The 20,009-nt window shown below is 35.5% G+C and carries 17 protein-coding genes; 1 reads left to right on the forward strand and 16 read right to left on the reverse strand.

Annotation, left to right across the window (positions count from 1 at the left end; all coding sequences use genetic code 11):
• Positions 1-19 precede the first annotated feature (19 nt).
• From B9T27_RS04660 to B9T27_RS04705, 10 genes are all read right to left on the reverse strand, one after another.
• Positions 20-496 (reverse strand): hypothetical protein, encoded by a 477-nt coding sequence (locus B9T27_RS04660; protein ID WP_086205682.1) that lies wholly within the window; start codon positions 494-496, stop codon positions 20-22.
• A gap of 323 nt (positions 497-819) precedes the next feature.
• Positions 820-1,950: an acyltransferase family protein gene (locus tag B9T27_RS04665; protein ID WP_086205683.1), complete on the reverse strand. Its 1,131-nt coding sequence runs from the start codon at positions 1,948-1,950 to the stop codon at positions 820-822.
• Between the two features lie 109 nt (positions 1,951-2,059).
• Positions 2,060-2,473 (reverse strand): poly-beta-1,6-N-acetyl-D-glucosamine biosynthesis protein PgaD, encoded by a 414-nt coding sequence (gene pgaD, locus B9T27_RS04670; protein ID WP_086205684.1) that lies wholly within the window; start codon positions 2,471-2,473, stop codon positions 2,060-2,062.
• Between the two features lie 20 nt (positions 2,474-2,493).
• On the reverse strand, positions 2,494-3,762 hold the full coding sequence (gene pgaC, locus B9T27_RS04675; RefSeq protein WP_086205685.1) for a poly-beta-1,6-N-acetyl-D-glucosamine synthase: 1,269 nt from the start codon (positions 3,760-3,762) through the stop codon (positions 2,494-2,496).
• Positions 3,763-3,773: 11 nt separating this feature from the next.
• Entirely contained in the window at positions 3,774-5,768 is a 1,995-nt protein-coding gene (gene pgaB / locus B9T27_RS04680; protein WP_086205686.1) for a poly-beta-1,6-N-acetyl-D-glucosamine N-deacetylase PgaB, read from the reverse strand.
• Between the two features lie 375 nt (positions 5,769-6,143).
• Complete coding sequence (locus B9T27_RS04685) at positions 6,144-6,482, reverse strand: FKBP-type peptidyl-prolyl cis-trans isomerase (RefSeq protein ID WP_086205950.1); 339 nt, start codon at positions 6,480-6,482, stop codon at positions 6,144-6,146.
• Between the two features lie 20 nt (positions 6,483-6,502).
• Positions 6,503-7,738 carry a DUF2252 domain-containing protein gene (locus B9T27_RS04690; protein WP_086205687.1) on the reverse strand — a complete coding sequence of 412 codons (1,236 nt, stop codon included), beginning with the start codon at positions 7,736-7,738 and terminating at the stop codon, positions 6,503-6,505.
• 44 nt (positions 7,739-7,782) lie between these two features.
• Positions 7,783-8,406, reverse strand: a complete 624-nt coding sequence (locus B9T27_RS04695) for an MgtC/SapB family protein (protein ID WP_086205688.1) — start codon at positions 8,404-8,406, stop codon at positions 7,783-7,785.
• Between the two features lie 99 nt (positions 8,407-8,505).
• Positions 8,506-9,036 (reverse strand): YaeQ family protein, encoded by a 531-nt coding sequence (locus tag B9T27_RS04700; RefSeq protein WP_086205689.1) that lies wholly within the window; start codon positions 9,034-9,036, stop codon positions 8,506-8,508.
• A 76-nt stretch (positions 9,037-9,112) separates the two neighbouring features.
• The gene (locus B9T27_RS04705) at positions 9,113-10,120 is read right to left on the reverse strand and encodes a CobW family GTP-binding protein (protein ID WP_086205690.1); all 1,008 of its coding nucleotides are present in this window, start codon (positions 10,118-10,120) and stop codon (positions 9,113-9,115) included.
• Positions 10,121-10,647: 527 nt separating this feature from the next.
• On the opposite strand from B9T27_RS04705, the gene B9T27_RS04710 reads away from it, so the two are divergent.
• Positions 10,648-10,884, forward strand: a complete 237-nt coding sequence (locus B9T27_RS04710; protein ID WP_086205691.1) for a hypothetical protein — start codon at positions 10,648-10,650, stop codon at positions 10,882-10,884.
• 163 nt (positions 10,885-11,047) lie between these two features.
• Here B9T27_RS04710 and B9T27_RS04715 read toward each other — a convergent pair whose 3' ends face one another.
• From B9T27_RS04715 to B9T27_RS04740, 6 genes are all read right to left on the reverse strand, one after another.
• The gene (locus B9T27_RS04715; protein WP_086205692.1) at positions 11,048-11,569 is read right to left on the reverse strand and encodes an acyl-CoA thioesterase; all 522 of its coding nucleotides are present in this window, start codon (positions 11,567-11,569) and stop codon (positions 11,048-11,050) included.
• Between the two features lie 352 nt (positions 11,570-11,921).
• On the reverse strand, positions 11,922-12,893 hold the full coding sequence (locus B9T27_RS04720) for a patatin-like phospholipase family protein (protein ID WP_086205951.1): 972 nt from the start codon (positions 12,891-12,893) through the stop codon (positions 11,922-11,924).
• Between the two features lie 324 nt (positions 12,894-13,217).
• Positions 13,218-14,693: an alanine/glycine:cation symporter family protein gene (locus tag B9T27_RS04725; RefSeq protein ID WP_086205693.1), complete on the reverse strand. Its 1,476-nt coding sequence runs from the start codon at positions 14,691-14,693 to the stop codon at positions 13,218-13,220.
• A gap of 80 nt (positions 14,694-14,773) precedes the next feature.
• Positions 14,774-16,015, reverse strand: a complete 1,242-nt coding sequence (gltS, locus tag B9T27_RS04730) for a sodium/glutamate symporter (RefSeq protein WP_086205694.1) — start codon at positions 16,013-16,015, stop codon at positions 14,774-14,776.
• Positions 16,016-16,603: 588 nt separating this feature from the next.
• The gene (locus B9T27_RS04735; RefSeq protein ID WP_086205695.1) at positions 16,604-17,896 is read right to left on the reverse strand and encodes a DcaP family trimeric outer membrane transporter; all 1,293 of its coding nucleotides are present in this window, start codon (positions 17,894-17,896) and stop codon (positions 16,604-16,606) included.
• 853 nt (positions 17,897-18,749) lie between these two features.
• The gene (locus B9T27_RS04740; RefSeq protein ID WP_086205696.1) at positions 18,750-19,964 is read right to left on the reverse strand and encodes a multidrug effflux MFS transporter; all 1,215 of its coding nucleotides are present in this window, start codon (positions 19,962-19,964) and stop codon (positions 18,750-18,752) included.
• Positions 19,965-20,009 lie beyond the last annotated feature (45 nt).

Here is a 20,009-nt window from a genome sequence, read left to right on the forward strand (position 1 = left end):
AAAAACTTACATCCTGATATTAATCTGAATAGTTGTTCGCATATTTAGATTCAAGCTTATGCTCCGTCCCATAACGGTCTACATGAGTACAAAATACACCATAACGCCCGACATAATATTCTAAAGATTGATCTTTATAAGTCCAATAGATACACCATTCACCTAAGTCAAATTCACCAATTTGACTTAGTGTTGGTGCAGGCATTTTATTTAAAAAATTGGCTTGAATCTGCTCCGCATTTTCAATATTTTTACGCTTAATTTTCTGCTCAAAAAACAACTGCGCGACTGCATCAAAACAGCATTGCTCTTCTTTGTTGGCTTTTTCAAAAAGTGGTTTAGCTTCGCTGACTATCACCGGCTCAAAAGCACCTAACGATTTGCTTCGTTCATCCAAATTTAAGCTGAAATCTCTATTCATCTTTGGTTTAAAAATGAATCGCCAAAGTAAAAAAATAGTGATAATGAGCAAGCTAAGAAGCATCAATTTAGCCATATGTCATTTCCTCATTTGATCGAGAGGCCTAAGCATCATCGAAATTCAGGTCACCTAATCTTGACCTATACTTCAAAGTAATTTTTAATATTTTGCTTTGTTATTTTGGTATTTACTTTAGTCGATGCGACGTATAGCGCATTCTTGTTATTTAAATATAGCGTATTACTCAGATGGTTATCACATAAATACAATCGCTATAACAACCATTGGTCAGAATTTTACTTCTATACCAGCAAAATTCATCCTTTGAATTATACTGGTACAGCCGTGTCACTGCCTTTTAGTAACAACATTAAAGCAGCTAGACGATGAAATTAATTTTACTTTTTCTCTAATACTATTTTGGCCAAGCGATTACTCACATTAATGGCCAGCTGATCGACATAACGACTATATAATTCTGCAACAGCCAAAGTCACTACCAAGCATAGCCCTGAAGCTAAAATGACAGATGGTACATAAGCATAACCCCAATTTAAAAATAAATTCAATAATGGGAGACAAACTAAATAAATCATTAATAAATGCAATAAATAGACCGAAAATGACACTTTTCCGAGCCAAACAAAAAATTTATGATCTAACAATGTCGATAGTTTTGGACTCATCAAAATACTATAAACAATGAATATGCCTGCAAGAAAATTACAGTATTCATAAGTCTTTTCACCTAAAATTGAATAAATCCAAGCATATGAGTAACTGGTATTATGTGCACCAGCTAAATATAATCCTAAAATCAACATCAATAGTGCTATGGAAGTAGAAAGACGACGACCATATAAATAAAAATAGATCCCAATAACAAAACTAGAAATTGCTAAGCTAAAGGCCTCACCCTTCCAAATATAGATAAGGTAAAGCGTGACGATTGATCCAATAAAAAATAAACTTTTTTTACATTGGTATAAGTAAATTAAAAAGAACAAGACAAAAGAACCTAGAAGTTCAAGCGTCATGGTCCAAAGTACCCAGTTAATTTCACTTTCGGAAAAGAAAAATGAACCAATCGTTCCTTCATAAATGGCTTTTTTTAAAGAAAAATTTTGCGTGACATAAGCCTGAAACCAACCATTTGCATGGCTACTGTCAATATGAATAAACTGAAATACAAACCAAATGCATAAACATGACGTAAGTGCTGGAATCATCAAGCGTGGATAGCGCTTGACCAACATATTTTTAATTTTATCTTTTATTTGTTCAGGATTTTTCATGATGGCATAGGATAAAACAAAACCACTCAGCACAAAAAAAACAAATACGGCAGCAGTACCTGAATACCAAAATGCAAAGGGTGAATGATGAACTGCATGGATAAATGCATTATTTGCTTGATCATGTGGATCAAAAAAATGTAGATATGGGAAAAAACTGAGACTTAAATGTGAAAAAACCACAGCTAAACACGCTAAACCACGAATACTTTCCGCAGAGTTTATTTTTTGCATAACGCTGTTTCCATACACATCCCAAGCATTTTATTTACACATCCTGTTTAGACCAATAGCATTCAATAAAAAGTCCCACAACTGTGGGACTTTTTTTATATTAAATATATTATTCAATGACTGTTATTTTACCATTTTCATCATGATAAATAGTACTTACCTTTTGACGACGCCCCTGAATAATTTTTTGTTCTGGTAAATCAAAATATTCAACATAATCCTTCAAAGATTTAGTCTCGGTTTTTTTGAACATTTTCGAAGGGACAAATCTACTCCAAAGCAATAATGCAACAGCACAGGCCAATAATGTGGTCAGTCCATGTTGTACACCTAAACCGAGAGCGTAGAATAAATTATCTAATAAATGTGGTTTTTGAATACCAATCACACCAACAATTAACATCAGCGGACGCCACAATAAAATCCACATCGCCCATAACATTGCTGTTGAGGTGTTCGACATATAGCGCTTATGCCATGGTAATTGACGTCTTATATCAATAATCAAATTACTTGGTTTCATTTTTTTATCACTCAAAAATATCAATCCTGTGAGCGAACGCCGCGGTCAGGACTTACCCAACGGGCACGTTTGCCACCACCACGTAACAGTACTTTTGGAAATGCAATTATACTGGCACTGATCGTGATTAACCAAAAAACAAATGGATACCAAATCATCCAATAATAATTTTTAAATAAATTAGGTTCGTACCTACTATCCATCCATTTGCTTAAACCAAACTGAAATAAACAGGTTGCACCTAATAAAATTCCACTACCATACGGTAAAAATGGTGAGCTAATGCCTTGGCTCACCGCCTCTAAAGGCAAAACGAAATGTAGTAGCCAAATAATAGCCATAATCAGCATTAAATATGACCACACTAAAGTTAAAATCAACTCAATCATTAAAGGCCATAAATAATTCAGTCTTGGTTTAAATAATACATCAATATTCTTAATGAGTACTTGTGCCCCACCCATTGCCCAACGCAGACGCTGCTTCCATAAACCATTTAAAGTTTCAGGCATTAAGATCCAAACCAATGCATTCGGCTCAAATCGGATATCCCAACCAGCACGCTGTAATTTCCATGTAATATCAATATCTTCAGTCAACATATTCGGTGACCAATATCCTACTTCATGCACCGCACTTTTACGGAATGCGGTAATTACGCCGGATACCGTAAATAAGCGCCCAAAGCTGCGTTGTGCGCGTTTGATCATACCGACAATCGATGAAAACTCACCAACTTGAATACGGCCCAACAAAGTGGAACGCGTTCGAATTCTCGGATTTCCAGTCACAGCCGCGACCGTTTCATCTTCTAAGAAATGGCGAACCATCCACGTTGCAGCATGTGGATCTAATAACGCATCCCCATCAATACCCAGTAAATATTCTGCTTCAGTTAACAAGCTACCCGCTTGCAAAGCCATCGCTTTACCTTGGTTTTGTGCCAAATGAACCACACGCAGCTTGTCATACTTATCAGCTAATTGATCCAAAACTTCTGCAGTATTATCTGAACTACCATCATTAATAGCGATAACTTCAAAGTTCGGATAATCTAACGACAACGCATAAGTAATGGTTTCTTCTGCATTATCACTCTCATTAAAACATGGCACTAATACAGCAACTAGGGGATAACTTTCTAGAGCCGCTGGCTGCTGATAAGGTGGTTCCTTACGTTCCTTTCTATAGAAAAGAATCGCACCGATCATCCATAGATAAGACATAAACAAGGGGTAGAAAAATACAAAGCTCAATGCAATATGCCAAACACTGTGGAAAGTCTTCATGTTTAATACTTCTATGGCACTAGGCGATTAGGTTGTAAATCAAAAACCTTACGCATAATCACTGGATCTGGATGATTTTGGAACGGGTCATCTGGATAATAAGCCACATGCATCGCACCTTGTTGATACAACGACTTCACCGTATCTGCCATCTCAGCGGAAGGAACGGGTTGATTAGTTCTCCAGTTTAATGCTTGTAATTCAAATACAGTTTTCTTTAAACCATGTGGATATTTTTTCACACGATTCACAATATCTGCATAAAACTTAGTTTTATCTGGTGCTTGTTCCATATATGGCATTGCCATAATCGCTGTAAAATCATAACGTTTTAATGATTGTTCTAAAGACTGTGAATACCAGTTTTCAGAATATGGATTCAAGGCCACTTGAGCATATAAGTTACGTGCAGTCACCAAATAAGGTTGATAAAAACGCAATTGATTGGCAAGTTGCAGCGCAAAGTCATCAATGGTATTGGTTTTGAACGCTGTCCATTTTTGCATCTCTGCATCATCTTTACGTACCGCGTCTAAGTCAGTCGATAGGCCTGCTTTTTTATAGGCAGCTAAAGCTTGAGGACTTGCATCTTCATAATCAGATAACGTGGTATCGTCATGAAATAGAATACCATTAAATGTCGCTGATTTTCCTAAATCGGCATAAATGCCTTGAATGACTTCACGTGCTTCAGGCGAATAAGGACTTAAGCGATGATAGCCCATATTTAAATGGTCTGTCTTTTTCGCTTGTTGAGTAACTACTACGTCTTTCGATACTGGATTGGTTTTAGGTAAATCCCATGCCAACAAAGGCATCCACGCATATAAACGCGTCACCTGTGTGCGTGATTGAATTTGCCAAGCCACCCGATTAAACAAATCTGAACGCATTGGTAAATAGCGGTTCGGGAAATACACCATATCAGCAGAACCATCTGCATCTGGATCAGAGAATGCTTGTAGATAAACCGTATTCACTTTCATTGCAACAATACGATCTAACAATAAGCCAAGATTTTTTTCTTGCTGTATTGGATCTTTGTCATAAATATAGTCTAAATCTATATGCATGATTTTTTGTGGGCGGTTATTATCATTCAAACCCATCTCACGGGTTTTAATATCTGCCAATAAATCATTCAACGAAGTATTATTTTCAATCAGAATTCGATTTAAATGATCCAGCGGCTTAGTAACGAAATCGGCACCATCATCTAAGGTTACCGTAATTGGCATGCCTAATTTTTTAGCAATCGCAACCGTTTCTAAATTATAGCGACCATAAGGCCAAACCATCACACGTGGACTACGAATACCATGCGCCTTTAAAACTTGATTATTTTTCTTTAAATCTGCATAAATACGAGCTGCATAGGCTTGATCATTTTCATAACTTTTAGTTGCAGGATCATACAAGCGAGTAGTTGCCGCGGGTTGGGAGTTTCCTTGCGGATTCCCTAATATTCCATGGTGTAAATTATAGCTATGACTACCAATTTCAACCCAACCACTGTCCTGCATTTCTTTCAATTCTGACCATGATAAAATTTCGTCACGTTTAATCATCTCATCACCAAAGCTGACCTTTTGGTTAGCTTTTGGTTCTAACCATGACCCAACCACAGCCAATACCACAGGAACCTTGTTAGCTTTGACCACAGGATATGCATATTTGTAAAATGACTGGTAGCCGTCATCTACCGTAATCAGTAGTGGCTTATTGGGTAGTTTATATTTGCCTTGGTTGGCTTTTAAGATCTGATCAACACTGACAAAATTAAATCCATTTTTCCGTAATGAACTAATTTGCTGTTCAAACTGAGCTGGCGTAATCGCATATTGTGGAATTAAAGCATCTTTTTTGTCTGTAATTTCATGATAACCAATAATCGTTAACGTAGACGTATCCGCTTTCTCTGTTTCTGCCTTAGCAATCATACTGAAAGATGCAGTTAACATTGAAAGACATGCAATAAAAGCGGGTTTTAAAAAATGACTTAACATAAATTTCAGCTCATTATCTTTGTTTATTCAGATTAAAAGTTCAAGACAAAACTTCAACATTCTGTGCGAAGAAACCATTTTAATGACTTCCTGAACCAATCTCTTTTCATTGCTAGTTTATAGATGCTTAACCTGAAAACAAACTTAAAATTACTTATTATTTTATTAATTTTAAATAACTTACACGAGTTCAATAGTTTCTTCATATTATCCACATAATTATAAGTATATTTAAAATATTATGTTTTTCTACAACTTAGATATTATAAATGCAATTATAGACTCTGATATTATTTTTAGCATCGTGATTTAGCATTCAAATTACTACATTACTTATAAAAGCCCTCAAAATGAGAGCTTTTATTCTCGAATAAACTAATCGCGTGTTTTCACATCAAATAGTTCAATTTCAAAAATGAGGTTCGAGTTTGCAGGAATAACTTTACCCATTTTACGTTCGCCGTATGCTAAATGTGAAGGAACGATTAATTTACGTTTCCCCCCTACTTTCATCCCCATAATCCCTTGATCCCAGCCTTTAATAACGCGACCTGTACCAATTACAGTTTCAAAGTAATTACCACGGTCAACGGAAGAATCAAATTTGGTTCCATCTTCCAACCAACCGGTGTAATGCGTAGTAATTAAAGCACCTTTAACAGCTTCTTTGCCTTCACCAACTTTTAAATCAATAATTTCTAGTTCATTTGACATATCAATACCTAAACGTTGCATTAAATTATAACTTGCGGATCAATCTGTTGCTGTGAAGCATATGCATTACAGAAACTTTCATAATCGCGTAATACCTGTTGATAGTAATTATACGCATATTCTAATAGTTGGGTTTTCCAAACTTGCGCATGTGCAGCAAAATCAATTAATTCATCAATATTATCAGAGCCTTTTCGACCTGCTGAACGAATTTGTGCATACGCCATTAAACGTGCCATATAATGGCAAGCATCGGTAAATTTTTTCGACTTTTCAATACATTGTTTAAAATCCATTTTGTCTTGTTCAGATTGTAAAGCTTTGACCAAATAGGATTGTCCCTGAAAACTAAAGCGAGAAAATAAGGCTGGAGGAATATACTGCATAAAGTTTTGGATCGTCTGAATCCGCTCAGCTTCATTTTTCCATGCAGGTTGCTGATTTTTTAATATGGGATTGAACATTAAAGAAGATGCTTGAGCCTGTTTTACATCATATAAATAAAATTGTTTTTCCACAGTCTGCTCGACCAGAAAGACATAGCGTGTTAAACCAATACTGCCCGTTCCTGCAACACGTATCGCCACATCTAAGACCTGAAATACTATCTCACCGTGTTCATTCTGAATATTTAAATAGTCCTGAAACTGAGTCATTAACTGCTGTTTATTCTTTTTTGAATCAATTGAAAAATATTTCTTCTGATCAATCGTTAACACTCTTTTATTATGTCCATCAAATTGTGAGTGTGCATTTAGAAAGACTATAGGATCACGTTCAGCTACAGTTTTAATATATTTTTTTAGAATGCCATCTAGAGTCTCTTTTTCTAAAGCAAATGCTTTACCTTGGATTAATGCATCTAAGTATTCATTTAACAAAGTCTGAGCAATATTTTTAAGATCGTGATTCTGTAAATTAAGCTCATTTCCTGCGAGAAAAATACTACAAATAAAACGCACCACATCCCAACTTGGATATGCCAATACAGCTTCATCAAAATCATTTAAATCAAAATACACCACATTTTGTGAACTCTTATAAGACCCAAAATTTTCGACATGCAAGTCACCACAAATCCAAGCCAAGGCTTGGTCTTCCCAAGTCTGATGTTGAGCTAAATCTTCGTAGAAGAGATGACAAGATCCACGGAAAAACCGAAAGGCACTGCTCGACATGAGTTTATATTTTAAAGGCAAGAATCTTGCATCTCGGTCTTGATTAAAGCGAATCACACGTTCATAAGCATCACGCATATTGCCGCCTCCAACTCTAAAAAAATTTTAATGGAGTGATTAATTTAAAAACTTAATTCCTTAATTTCATCATCACCCAGTAAATATTGAGTCAGTTTCTTATGATTCTGCGCTGATCCAATTAAAATCCAACGCCCTGTTATGTATTTTTCAGTTTTATTTTGTACACCACGCAAAATTTTCATATCATGCTGTTTAAATAAATCTTCATATTTATCTAAAGTTTCCTGCTGATATTCACATAAAATCATATAATTACGTGCTTGATGAAATTCATCAATTTTGTCTTGAATATATACTAGGAAAATTAAAACAATTAAAACAATTAGAGTTCCAAATAAACTCAGTAATTCATAACCAGCCCCAACAGCCATGCCGAGTGCTGCAACCATCCAAATTGTCGTCGCTGTGGTGATTCCCGAAATCCGGTTATCATCTTTAAAAATAACACCTGCGCCTAAAAAACCAAGCCCTGTTAGAATATTTGCGGCTAATCGATCTGGGTTTTCTACCCCAATTTTAATAGATAAAATAGTAAACAAACACGAACTTAAACTCACCATAATCATGGTTCTTAAACCCGCAGATTTACTACGATACTCACGTTCAGTACCAATCACTGCCCCGATGGCAAGTGCAATCAGCAAATGGTAAATATCTGGATGCATACTAGCTCAGCATTTTAATTATTCTTCTACTTAGATATACGAAATTTAAGCATAAAGATGCAAGCGCTTTGGCTTGCATCTTCATTTATAATCTAGGCATTATTGTAACTGTGTCCACTCAACTTCTGCTTGAGCATGATCACCAATCAAACTCCATTCACCATCCATAACATTTAATTGTAAATGCATAGTGCGTTCACATAATTGTTGAATCGCTTCAGTGGTTTTTTCAGATAATTGCCAAACTTGCACATTTTTTAAAGTTTTAAGTTTTGCACTCCGTTTGTACCATTCAGCTACTGCTGAACCATAAACGACAACAGCAACATCTTTACAACGTGCGCTAGCTTTTTTGACTTTATCTTCATCAGGTAAACCAACTTCAATCCATTTTACCAATTGACCTGTTAAGTCTTTTTCCCATAAAGCGGGTTCATCGGTTTCAAATAAATCTTTGGTAAACTCCAAACGCTCATCGGCAAAACGCGCATAGGCCAATACACGTACCATTAAACGCTCAATCGTTTCAGATGGATGCAATGCCATTGTCAGCTGATAATCAACATATTGATGAGTATCCATATTGGCAATGTTCAAATCTGCTTTATAAATTGTCGCTTTTAACGCCATAAAAAGTATCCTCAAATATGGCGCTCAGTCTATAAGATTTCGTGAATAATTTCTTAAATGATTTCCAAATTTATGCTCAATGCTGTGGCTGATCTATACGACACTTTAAAAGTTTTGCCTCAAAACTGTCCCAGTCTTGAGTTTCTTTGGTAATGATTTCAATCCGATTATCAATATTTTCAGCGCCAGACTTATAATTTAATTGTTCCGGATTAAAATTAAAGGTCATCCAGCCGTGATCGGTATTGAATATACCTTTAATACGCAACCAATCTTGTTGTTCACATAATAAATCCAACACATCATAGAAATTAAATTGCCACCGCTTCGAAAATTTCCATCCCACTACCGTATAACCCTGAGCAGTTTCTACATAATGATAAGGAAGTTGCTTAATTTCAGGCAGTACTTGTTGTGAAGCGTATTTTTTTTGTATTTGAAGCAGTGGCTGTACCTTTCGTTCGATGCCAACAAAAGGGATATCAATGCATTCGATTTGAATATTGCCCTGTTCAGCTTTTATCCAAGTTTGAACATATGCGAGATATTCACTTTGTAATTGGATTAATGCATGCTTATCCTCAGTATTCATGGTATCAGTATGTGAAACAACCACAATTTGTGCCGCTTTGAGTTGATCTTGATAGAGATTTTGACTGCTCCACTCAATATCATGTAAACGTGAACCATCAACGACGGTCACCAACGCTCGCATATCAATTTGATTCCTCCAATGTGGTTCCGTTAATTGTTCTAACAATTGTGCTGGATGCCCCAAACCTGTTGGTTCTATAAATAGACGATCTGGTTGGGATTTTTGAATTAAACGTGATAATGCAATTTGCATGGGTAATTGAGTGATACAGCATAAGCAGCCTCCCAACAATTCTTTAACTTCAAAACCGTCTCCTTGAGGTAACAGTTGCTGGTCAATTCCAATTTGACCGAATTCGTTCATTAATATTGCCCATGTTTCATCTTCTGGCTTTTGAAGCAATAATTTTTGTAATAAGGTGGTTTTTCCTGCACCTAAAAATCCTGAAATAATATGGGTTTTTACTGCTTTGGAATGAACTAATTTCACGTCACCTTCTCATCAATTTAAATAAAACAATCTAATTATCATCCTAACCCGATAACTTAGCTATTTTCATTATTAGATATATAATTAAATTCAAATATTGAATAAATTTATATAAAACACTTATAAAACTGAATCTTAATATAATAATCTTTATTTTAAAAATCACCATTTAATCTATTTTTTAAATTAAAATTCATTTTTAATCTAAAAATCAAATATATATTTTTCCTCAGTCACAGCTTCATTGTTTAATCTAAGTAATTTTAACGCCTATTTTTTATTCTATTTTTAATATTTCCATACATTTTAAATTGAAACTAATACTCTATTTCTCACAATTATCCAACATAAGCGAGATGATTGTGTAAATCACGTTACCCAAACTGTTTCTGTTTGTTGATAAGATTGCCGATTTTAAATTCTGCCCTTAGCATGATTTCCGTACCAGACGAACGTACATTATGAAATTTGAATGTAATTCAAAAACATGTTCCTGCTGGTCTTTTAATTAAATAAGGATGCCTAATATGAAATTAGTTAAAATTTTATTAACAACAACTTTTGTTTTAACTGCTGCTACAACAACTTTTGCTGCAACCAAGCATGTAGACCAAACTGAAAAAGTAATCGTTTCGACCCAAAAATTACCCGAAGCAGCTACAACTGATGAAACATCAGTCCAGCCTACGACCAGCCAACCTGCTACTAGTGAAAGTGCCGCAGAAGATACCATGGCCACGCCATCCTCACATACACGTTCATAATTCATTCACTATATTTAGTCAATTTAGTTTTCTTGTTATTTAAAAAGACTGAATTCTACTGCTGTAATTCAGTCTTTTTATTTACTAGAAGCTCAAGTTTACGTATCTTGAATTGCAAATTAAAAGGCTACTTTTACCGTAGCCTTTTGATTCAAGCATATGCTTAACCTTGAGCAGATTTTTTATAAATGCTACATGATGGATTATGATTATCATGTAAACGTGCGACTTTACGCTGCTCTGCTGCTTCAAAACGACAACGTTTCCAATCATTATCTAAATTTAATGCGGGAATTTGTTTTGGTTTTCCAGTTTCATCGACAGCAACCATGGTGAAGTAACAACTGTTGGTATGCCGAACGGTACGCTTTTGAATATTTTGCGCTTCCACACGAATTCCAATTTCCATTGATGTTCGACCCACATGGTTCACACTTGCTAAAAATGTCACCAACTCACCCACATGAATGGGTTCTTTAAAGTTCACTTTATCGACAGATAGAGTCACCACATAACTACCTGAATAACGACTTGCACATGCATATGCGACTTGATCGAGCAGCTTTAGAATAGTTCCCCCATGTACATTACCTGAAAAATTGGCCATGTCTGGTGTCATTAAAACAGACATGCTTAATTCAGACTGATCGTCTGTGGCTGGGATCACTTGATCTAATGGAGACATTGTTTTTAGACTCGGGTTAAGACAGGAGATATAACACTATTATTATATATCTTTTCAGATAAAAAACATGTTTAATTCGGCAATTGCCCATTAATGCAAATGATGATTAACGCTGGGATCATTTTTAAAATATATAATCATTTGAATATAATATACTTCTTTTTATAGCTTTATTGGATAGATCACTAACTGAAATTTCACTTTTTCAAAATATCTTAGATTACAGAATTTATTTCAGCTTAATGATATAAAGCATCCTTTCCAATGCTAAATAATCCCTAGTTGGCTTAATTTCAAAAGAAAACTCTGCAAATAAAAACGATTCTTTTTAAATACCCGAAGATCTAAAAGCCTAATTAAAAGCATTGAGTGGGCTTTCACTTTGTTGCTCTTGACGTTTCTTGTTATTTAAAACTGTATTGATATCTGATAAGCGCTGCAATGTTGCATCCACTCCTGCCTGAATCGTTTCTTGGCGGCCTTTGACATCAAAAATATGGGCTTTCTCACGTAAATCAGGTTGAATGACAATGTCGGCATTTTTTAATTCTTCAGCCGCAAGCTTATTTTGCATAATATTTATATTTTGGTTGAACAGCCCCCAAACATTACTGGTTTCTGTATAAATGGGTTGAGCCAATATATCTACAGCAATAATAATGTCTGCACCCAAATCTCGTGCGACATTCACAGGTACAGGACTAACTAAACCACCATCAACATATTCTTGCCCAGCAATTTTAGTTGGAATAAACATACTTGGAATAGATACTGAAGCTCGAACTGCTTGTCCAGTATTGCCATAATTAAAAATGACTTTTTTGCCATGTTTCAATTCAGTGGCCACCACATACATCGGGATCTTCATTTTTTCTAAAGAAGTCTCTGCAACTTGTTCATTGACATAATCTTCAACTTTTTTACCATCAAAGAAACCTTTGAACCCGATATTAATTTCTCGAACATCACCGACTTTCATTTGCATTGCAATAGCACGTAACTGTTCCGCTGATTTTCCACTGGCATAGATTGAGCCAACAACACTACCTGCACTGGTTCCCACAATAAAGTCAGGCTGAATGCCATATTTTTCGAGTACTTCAATCACCCCAATGTGGGCATAACCTCTTGCACCGCCACTTCCCAGTACCAAAGCAATCACAGGTTTTTTGGAAGATTGTTTGAATTGATAAAAACTTTGATCTAATTTTGATTCAGCCTCATGTATCACAGGCAAACGAGCAGTATTTATTGGTGTAATATTGTGCTGACAAGCCACTAAGCTAAAACTGCTCAACAAAATTAATGTTTTTATAAATTTCATCGATCCCACTAATTTAGCCAAAAAACTCAGCTGCATCTAAGCATATTTTTTTTAATATTGCTGTTGTATTTATTTAAACTGTCTTCAATTAATTATATATTAAGGCACTTGGCTCAAAGCCTTGAATTTTCAGCTCAGTAAAATGTGATAACACCTCAATTGAAGTACAAAAATGAATATATTTTCATACAATGAAAATAGCATTGAATGATGAATGAATGGCTTCGTAGATAATTCACCATCAACTAAAGCGCTTAAAAAATGAATATCCACTAAAAAGCCCCATTCATTACTTTGAATAAATGAGGCTTAAATTTTATTTAATTACCAAATATCAGAATCAACTTTTTTCTGATATTTAGGATGTTGATCCAATTTAAACTCAGGATCTTTAATACCCCGTTTTAACTGTGAAGTGTAATCTTTTAATAACATCATTAAAAATGGTGTTAAAAGCAAAATTGCAAAGAGATTAATGGTTGCCATAAGTCCCATCGATAAATCTGCCATGGCCCAAACCAGAGGTACAGAAGTAATCGAACCAAAATATACCATCACTAAAACTAAAATACGGAATACAAACATTAATCTTGTATTGTTATTCATAAATTGGACATTGCCCTCAGCGTAAGCATAATTTCCAATAATTGAAGAGAAAGCAAATAAGAATAAAATAACCGCTAAAAAATCACTGCCCCAACTTCCAATTTGACTACTTAAGGCCATTTGGGTCAACTGAACGCCTTCCAATCCACTATTTTGATATACACCTGATGTCAAAATAATAATGGCTGTACATGAACATACGACAAAGGTATCAACAAAGACACCAAGCATTTGTACTAAGCCTTGATTCACTGGATGTTTAACGTCAGAAGCTGCTGCTGCATTCGGTGCAGAGCCCATACCAGCTTCATTTGAAAATAATCCACGTTTGATTCCTTGCATCATCGCCATAGAAATCATACTACCAAAAAAGCCACCTGCGGCTGCATCAAACTGAAAAGCTTTGGTCACAATTAACTTAAATATGTCTGGCAGCATTGGTAAATTAATCGCTGCAATATATAGTGCAACCAATAAATAAAGAATTGCCATAAATGGGACAAAACTTTCAGCTACTTTTGCAATTCGCTTAATTCCACCAAAAATAATTGTAGAGGTCAAAATAACTAAGGCTAGCCCCACCCACGAAACATTTAAAGTAAAACCAGCAATTGGTATGGCAAGATCAGCTTTATTCCATCCCCATGCATGACTCGTTGCCGCAACAATTGAGTTTGCCTGTACTGCATTAAAGACAAAACCATACGCTAGGATCAAAGCCAATGAAAAAGCAATAGCTAACCACTTTTGCTTTAAACCTTTTTGAATATAGTAAGCTGGACCACCACGAAATTGCTGATTCTGTGTATCACGCACTTTGAATAGCTGTGCCAATGATGATTCAACGAATGCAGAACTCATCCCTAAAAATGCAGTGAGCCACATCCAAAAAACTGCTCCAGGGCCACCTATGGCAATAGCAATAGCAACACCAGCAACATTACCCACTCCTACACGACTTGCCAAACCTGTTACAAAAGCTTGAAATGGTGTTATTCCATGCTGATCTTCGCCTTCTTTACGACTACTCTTCATCACTCTAAGACTTTGTAAAAAAAATCTAACTTGCACTGCACCCGTTGCGATAGTGTAAAAGACACCTACGACAATTAATAAAATGACCAAAAAATCCCACAATGGGGCATTTAAAAATTTCACCCATTGCATGAGTGTATTATTAAGTGGTTCGTTCATTATTGATTCCTACTAACACGACATTTCAAATTACTTTACTCATCAAAAAAGCCCCCTAAGGGGCTCATTTTTAATTAAAACTATGCAAAGAATTTAAGAATAAACTGAATAACTGTGGCATTAATTAAATCAACAAAAAATGCACCACATAAAGGAACAATTAAAAATGCTTTATGCGAAGGACCATACATATTGGTAATCGCTTGCATGTTAGCAACAGCCGTTGGTGTTGCTCCCATACCAAAACCACAATGTCCCGCTGCTAATACAGCAGCATCATAGTTTTTACCCATTACGCGGAAGGTCACAAATGCTGCATACAATGCCATCGTCAGGGTTTGCGCCCCTAAAATGACGACAAGTGGGCCAGCTAAGTCTGACAATTGCCATAATTTTAAAGATAATAATGCCATTGCTAAATATAATGACAATGATGCATTACCAAAGACATCAATCGCACGATCAAAAATACTTACTTTAAATACACTTTCTAACACATTACGTAGAATCACGCCGCCAGCTAATGTCCAAACAAAAGTCGGTAATTCAAACCAAGTTCCTTTACTAAAACCAGTCATGAATTCAGCAAATGCTAAACATGCGGCAAACATACCTAAAGTCGTAATCGCATTATCTGCTGTAATTAGACGAACTTGATGCGGATATTCAAAAGGAACAAATTCAGTTGAATCATTTCCAGAATCTAGTTGTGAATCACGTGATTTTGCTTGTGCGATACTATTTGGCTGTGCAAGTTGGTAACGGTTAATCAATAACTTCGCTAATGGTCCACCAATAATCCCACCGATAATCAGACCAAAAGTAGCACTTGCCATACCAAGTGCTAAAGCACCGTGAATACCGTGTTGCTTTTCTAAAATCTCACCCCAAGCTCCAGCAGTACCATGCCCACCGGTTAATGTGATTGAACCAGCGATTAAACCAATTAACGGATCAATACCTAAGAGTGTTGCAAGACTGATTCCGACAAAGTTCTGTACGACAATAAATGATGCGACACAAACTAAGAAAACAATTAAACCTAGACCACCTTCTTTAAGCTTAGCGAAATTTGCACTTAAACCAATTGAAGCAAAGAAAATTAGCATAAAACTGGTTTGCAACTCACTACTTGTGGAAATACTATATCCCCATAAGTTATGAACAATTAAAGATAAAATTGCAGCAACTAAACCACCAGCCACAGGTTCAGGAATATTGTAGCGTCTTAAAAAATCAATATTGTTAACCAAAAAACGGCCTAACAATAAAACAATAACCGCAGCTATAAGCGTATAGAATGCATTAAAAGTAAATTCCATCATTTATATCCATGAAATATTGGGTGTAATACGTTTTTGTTCTACAGCCTTATTTGCAATACAAATAAAGAGCATTTCAATAATACTTCGCAAAAATCTATTGATAAAAGCTGCACAACAAAAAGGAATGAAAAACAAAATTCAAAATATCCCTTTATATAAAGAGTTTTGAAATGAATTTATTGAGTAGCAGAATGCGCAAATTTGTCATCTAAATACATTCAAACAAAAACATTTAAATAAGCTTTTCTGCCTCAGATAAAAGAATCATTTAACCAGAAGAATGCCTTAATCACGAAAGCGAATCTCATCATAAGCACCTAACTCATGCGGTCTTTACTCACATTACCATTTAGGGTATGTCAAAGTATTTTTGTTCGTCGCCTACCTGTAAGCGAAGAACGTAACAACTGAAAAGAGGAGATATTATGCAGATATTCTAAAAAATATCTTCATTTTTTTACTAAATGATACATAAGTACTCTTTATTTATATGTTTTTTATATTTTTATATGTAAATTCAGCGTTATAAAGCATAAAAAAACTGAGGACTAAGCCTCAGTTTTTAAATAATTGTCTAATTTTTAATTAGAAATCATATTTTGCCATTACACCTAAACGGCTATCACGACCACCAATATCGCCATTACCTAGCTCACGCTCACCATAAACATATTCAGCACCCAAAGTGACTGGTTTAGTTGGGTTATACATTACGTTTAACCAACCTTGTTGTAAGGTATCATTTTGAGTTTTAGCGACATCATCATAGAAGATTGCGCCATAGCCTAAAGTACTACGTAATTTAGGATTAATTTTATAAGTTGCGCCCACGGTCACAGCATTAAATTCATTTAGCTTAATATCTGTTTTTGCAGCATTTGCTGTATAAGCACTATCTGTATATAGAAGAAACTTATCATCGCCTTTGACATGAGAATAATCAGCATTTAACAGCAATTGTTCAGACAGTTTATAGTTTGCGCCGAGACCTACACCCCAACCAAATGAAGTATCATCATATGCGGAATTGTATCCACTCTCTTTTTTTGTCACAGGATCTAATATAACTAGACCTTCACGCGCACGGACTTCTTGAATTAAAGCACGAGCTGTAATTAAGCCAGAACCATCTGCAAATTTATGACTAACTTTACCTGTTGCTGCAGGAAAACGATTGTCAGCACGGCCTTGTTCTAAACCAACCTGATATTGCGTAGTTGCATTAATTTTATCGCTATAACGTACCATTGGGGTACGGAAGGTACCAATACCCAAAGGCGCATTAAAATCAAGCATTTCGGGTTGAGTTTCAGTCGACAAGAATGAAGAAGTGGTTTGACCTATCAACCAATTGTTATAATTCAAATAAGCATGACGAATACGCACGGTATCACCTGAACCACGGAAATCAATTTCGATTTTACCGCCAACTTTGGCATCGGTTACAGGAGCGGTAAAATCTAAACCAATACGAGACGTCGTCGCTGTGCTATAAAAACGATCTTCATTCGACGCTAACTTATCTACTGTATTAATACGATTAAATATGCCATTACCACCTTTAAACTGATATTCAGCATCGGCACGGACAAAACCATAAAGATTAACACTAGCACCTGCTTTAGACAGTAAAGATGGCTTTATAGAGGCTACATTTACTTGTACAGGCTGAAGCTTGACTTCTTCAATCAATATTTGTTGTTTCTGTTGAACATTTTGCTGTTGTTGAATCAACGATTTTAAACCTTGGACTTCCTCACGAAGTTTTTGAATTTCTTCTTTATCCGTCGCAGCATTTGCAGACGTCATCATCATTGCAGTTACAGCGACCGCTAGACCTTGTTGAATAAAAGACTTACGGCTCAGAAATAAACTCATCTAACACTCCAAAATTTTATAATAATTACATCCATTCATGCTCAACTCTCTCCCCAGAAACCAGTTAAAAGAATCAATCACTTTGTTTTACCAATCGTTTTGCTACGCTACAAAACCCAACCTTTTTACTTTTTAAATCGATACTAAATTAAAAGCTCTAAAACCAATAAGTAACATAATGTGTATAAATACGCATTTGTAATTTAACAATTTCTCAACTTTATTAAAATCAGTTTTACCGTTTTCCTTCCAACAATCAATCATATTTTTAGATTAACTTTTCTTAAAGCTATATATAGCCTTGATTTGAGCAATATCTAATTTTCATCTTGGCTACTAGATATACGACTATTGTATATAGGCTAAACAATGCAACTCAGTAATCGTTCATCATTTTATAGCAATTTAACAATATCTCTTATGGATTGAAATTAGCGAAGAAAACACATGTACATTAATCAGACTCCATACAAAATTAAAAGTTATATACCATTGATTTTAATTATATTTAACCTAATACCTTTCATGAGGTATACGACTATTGTATAGGGTGTCAAAAATATAAAAATCGTTTAAATTTAAATTCTTATAAAATAAAATAGAAAAACATCATCGGACTGGGTGTTTATTCATCAGCATATAATTCATATGTTTTTTGAAAATCTAACGTCCTCGTATGAAATAAGAATATTTTAACGCCCACCTACCTTGAGCAAAAAAAAACGGAACACAATGGCTAGTACATTTCAAAATTTACATTTTTTAGAAAATAACAAAACCGATTAAAAAAAAAGAGACACATATTAGTATCTCTTTTCAATGCCAATATCAGAATTACGAATAATTAAAGTTATTAAGCATTTTTAGGCTGTTGTAGTTGCTGTCCTAATTTGAGTATGACTATAAAACCAATACTGGTAAACATCAGCATTAATATCCCCATATTTAATAGTGAACTCCACACCAGAACATTCAGTACAACCCCACCCAACAAACCACAGGCAAATTGCCCACTACCCATTAATGCACTCGCTGTTCCTGCACGAGCGCCCTGTTGTGACATAGCAAGGGCCATTGCATTGGGACCAGTGAAACCAATTCCAGATACGGTGCAGAATAGACCACACATCAGTATAAATAACGGTGCATCATTTAATAAGCCCGCAAACACAATAATCAGCGCTCCAGAAACTTGAATCATTCCCCCAATTTTCAAGCGTTGAATTACTGTTAATTTATGCGCTAGACGTTTATTCATCGCAGATAAAACAATGATACCTGAGGCATTAAAACCAAAAGCATAAGCAAATTGTTGCTGACTTAAATGATATTGCTCCATCAAAACGGCAGATGCCGAACTGATATAACAGAACAAGGCTGCACCCGTAAAACAACCTGCCATCATGGGTAGTCTAAAACTTTTATCTTTTAAAATTGCAGAATATAAAATAAAGACCTGATAAAACGTGAGTTTCAATCGTTTTTCCGAAACCAAGGTCTCTTGAAAGAAAAAATGAACACAGAATAGACAAATCAAACCCACAATAAAAAGTGCAATAAAGACAGCCTGCCAATCAAAAAAGATAAGAATCCAAGCACCGATCGTCGGTGCTAAAATTGGCGCAATCCCCATGACGATCATCATACTGGCAAAGGCTTGTGCCGAACTATGCATATCTAAACAATCACGTATTGCAGCTCGAGCAATCACCACACCGACACAACCACCCAAGGCTTGTAAAATACGCGCTGCGATTAATGACCAAACATCAGTCGCGAATAAACACAATAAACTAGCGATGGCAAATAAAGCCATCCCAAAATATAACGGTTTTTTCCGGCCAATCCGATCGCTAATTGGTCCATAAATTAATTGCCCAACGGCTAAGCCAAGAAAATACGCTGGCAGAGTATTGGCCACCATCGGGGTACTAACCCCAAAGTCCTGTGCCATTTGTGGTAAAGCAGGTAAATACATATCAATAGACAGCGGCCCAAGTGACGTGAATAGCGCCAATAACATGATCCAACCCGTAGAATATTGCTGCTCTACTCTTTTTTCTGACATAGTCTTTAATTTAAATCATAACGAGTACAGACAAGTTTACATGCT

Origin of the sequence: Acinetobacter sp. ANC 4648 (genome assembly GCF_002135345.1) — a bacterium.
In the GTDB taxonomy this organism is placed as follows: Bacteria; Pseudomonadota; Gammaproteobacteria; order Pseudomonadales; family Moraxellaceae; genus Acinetobacter.

Bases quoted from the DNA above. Each gene is read 5' to 3' on its own strand.
- B9T27_RS04740 (WP_086205696.1), bottom strand. From the start codon at position 19,964: ATGTCAGAAAAAAGAGTAGAGCAGCAATATTCTACGGGTTGGATCATG.
- pgaD (WP_086205684.1), bottom strand. From the start codon at position 2,473: ATGAAACCAAGTAATTTGATTATTGATATAAGACGTCAATTACCATGG.
- B9T27_RS04660 (WP_086205682.1), bottom strand. From the start codon at position 496: ATGGCTAAATTGATGCTTCTTAGCTTGCTCATTATCACTATTTTTTTA.
- B9T27_RS04710 (WP_086205691.1), top strand. From the start codon at position 10,648: ATGAAATTAGTTAAAATTTTATTAACAACAACTTTTGTTTTAACTGCT.
- pgaB (WP_086205686.1), bottom strand. From the start codon at position 5,768: ATGTTAAGTCATTTTTTAAAACCCGCTTTTATTGCATGTCTTTCAATG.
- B9T27_RS04715 (WP_086205692.1), bottom strand. From the start codon at position 11,569: ATGTCTCCATTAGATCAAGTGATCCCAGCCACAGACGATCAGTCTGAA.
- pgaC (WP_086205685.1), bottom strand. From the start codon at position 3,762: ATGAAGACTTTCCACAGTGTTTGGCATATTGCATTGAGCTTTGTATTT.
- B9T27_RS04735 (WP_086205695.1), bottom strand. From the start codon at position 17,896: ATGAGTTTATTTCTGAGCCGTAAGTCTTTTATTCAACAAGGTCTAGCG.
- B9T27_RS04720 (WP_086205951.1), bottom strand. From the start codon at position 12,893: ATGAAATTTATAAAAACATTAATTTTGTTGAGCAGTTTTAGCTTAGTG.
- gltS (WP_086205694.1), bottom strand. From the start codon at position 16,015: ATGGAATTTACTTTTAATGCATTCTATACGCTTATAGCTGCGGTTATT.
- B9T27_RS04695 (WP_086205688.1), bottom strand. From the start codon at position 8,406: ATGCATCCAGATATTTACCATTTGCTGATTGCACTTGCCATCGGGGCA.
- B9T27_RS04685 (WP_086205950.1), bottom strand. From the start codon at position 6,482: ATGTCAAATGAACTAGAAATTATTGATTTAAAAGTTGGTGAAGGCAAA.
- B9T27_RS04665 (WP_086205683.1), bottom strand. From the start codon at position 1,950: ATGCAAAAAATAAACTCTGCGGAAAGTATTCGTGGTTTAGCGTGTTTA.
- B9T27_RS04725 (WP_086205693.1), bottom strand. From the start codon at position 14,693: ATGAACGAACCACTTAATAATACACTCATGCAATGGGTGAAATTTTTA.
- B9T27_RS04690 (WP_086205687.1), bottom strand. From the start codon at position 7,738: ATGCGTGATGCTTATGAACGTGTGATTCGCTTTAATCAAGACCGAGAT.
- B9T27_RS04700 (WP_086205689.1), bottom strand. From the start codon at position 9,036: ATGGCGTTAAAAGCGACAATTTATAAAGCAGATTTGAACATTGCCAAT.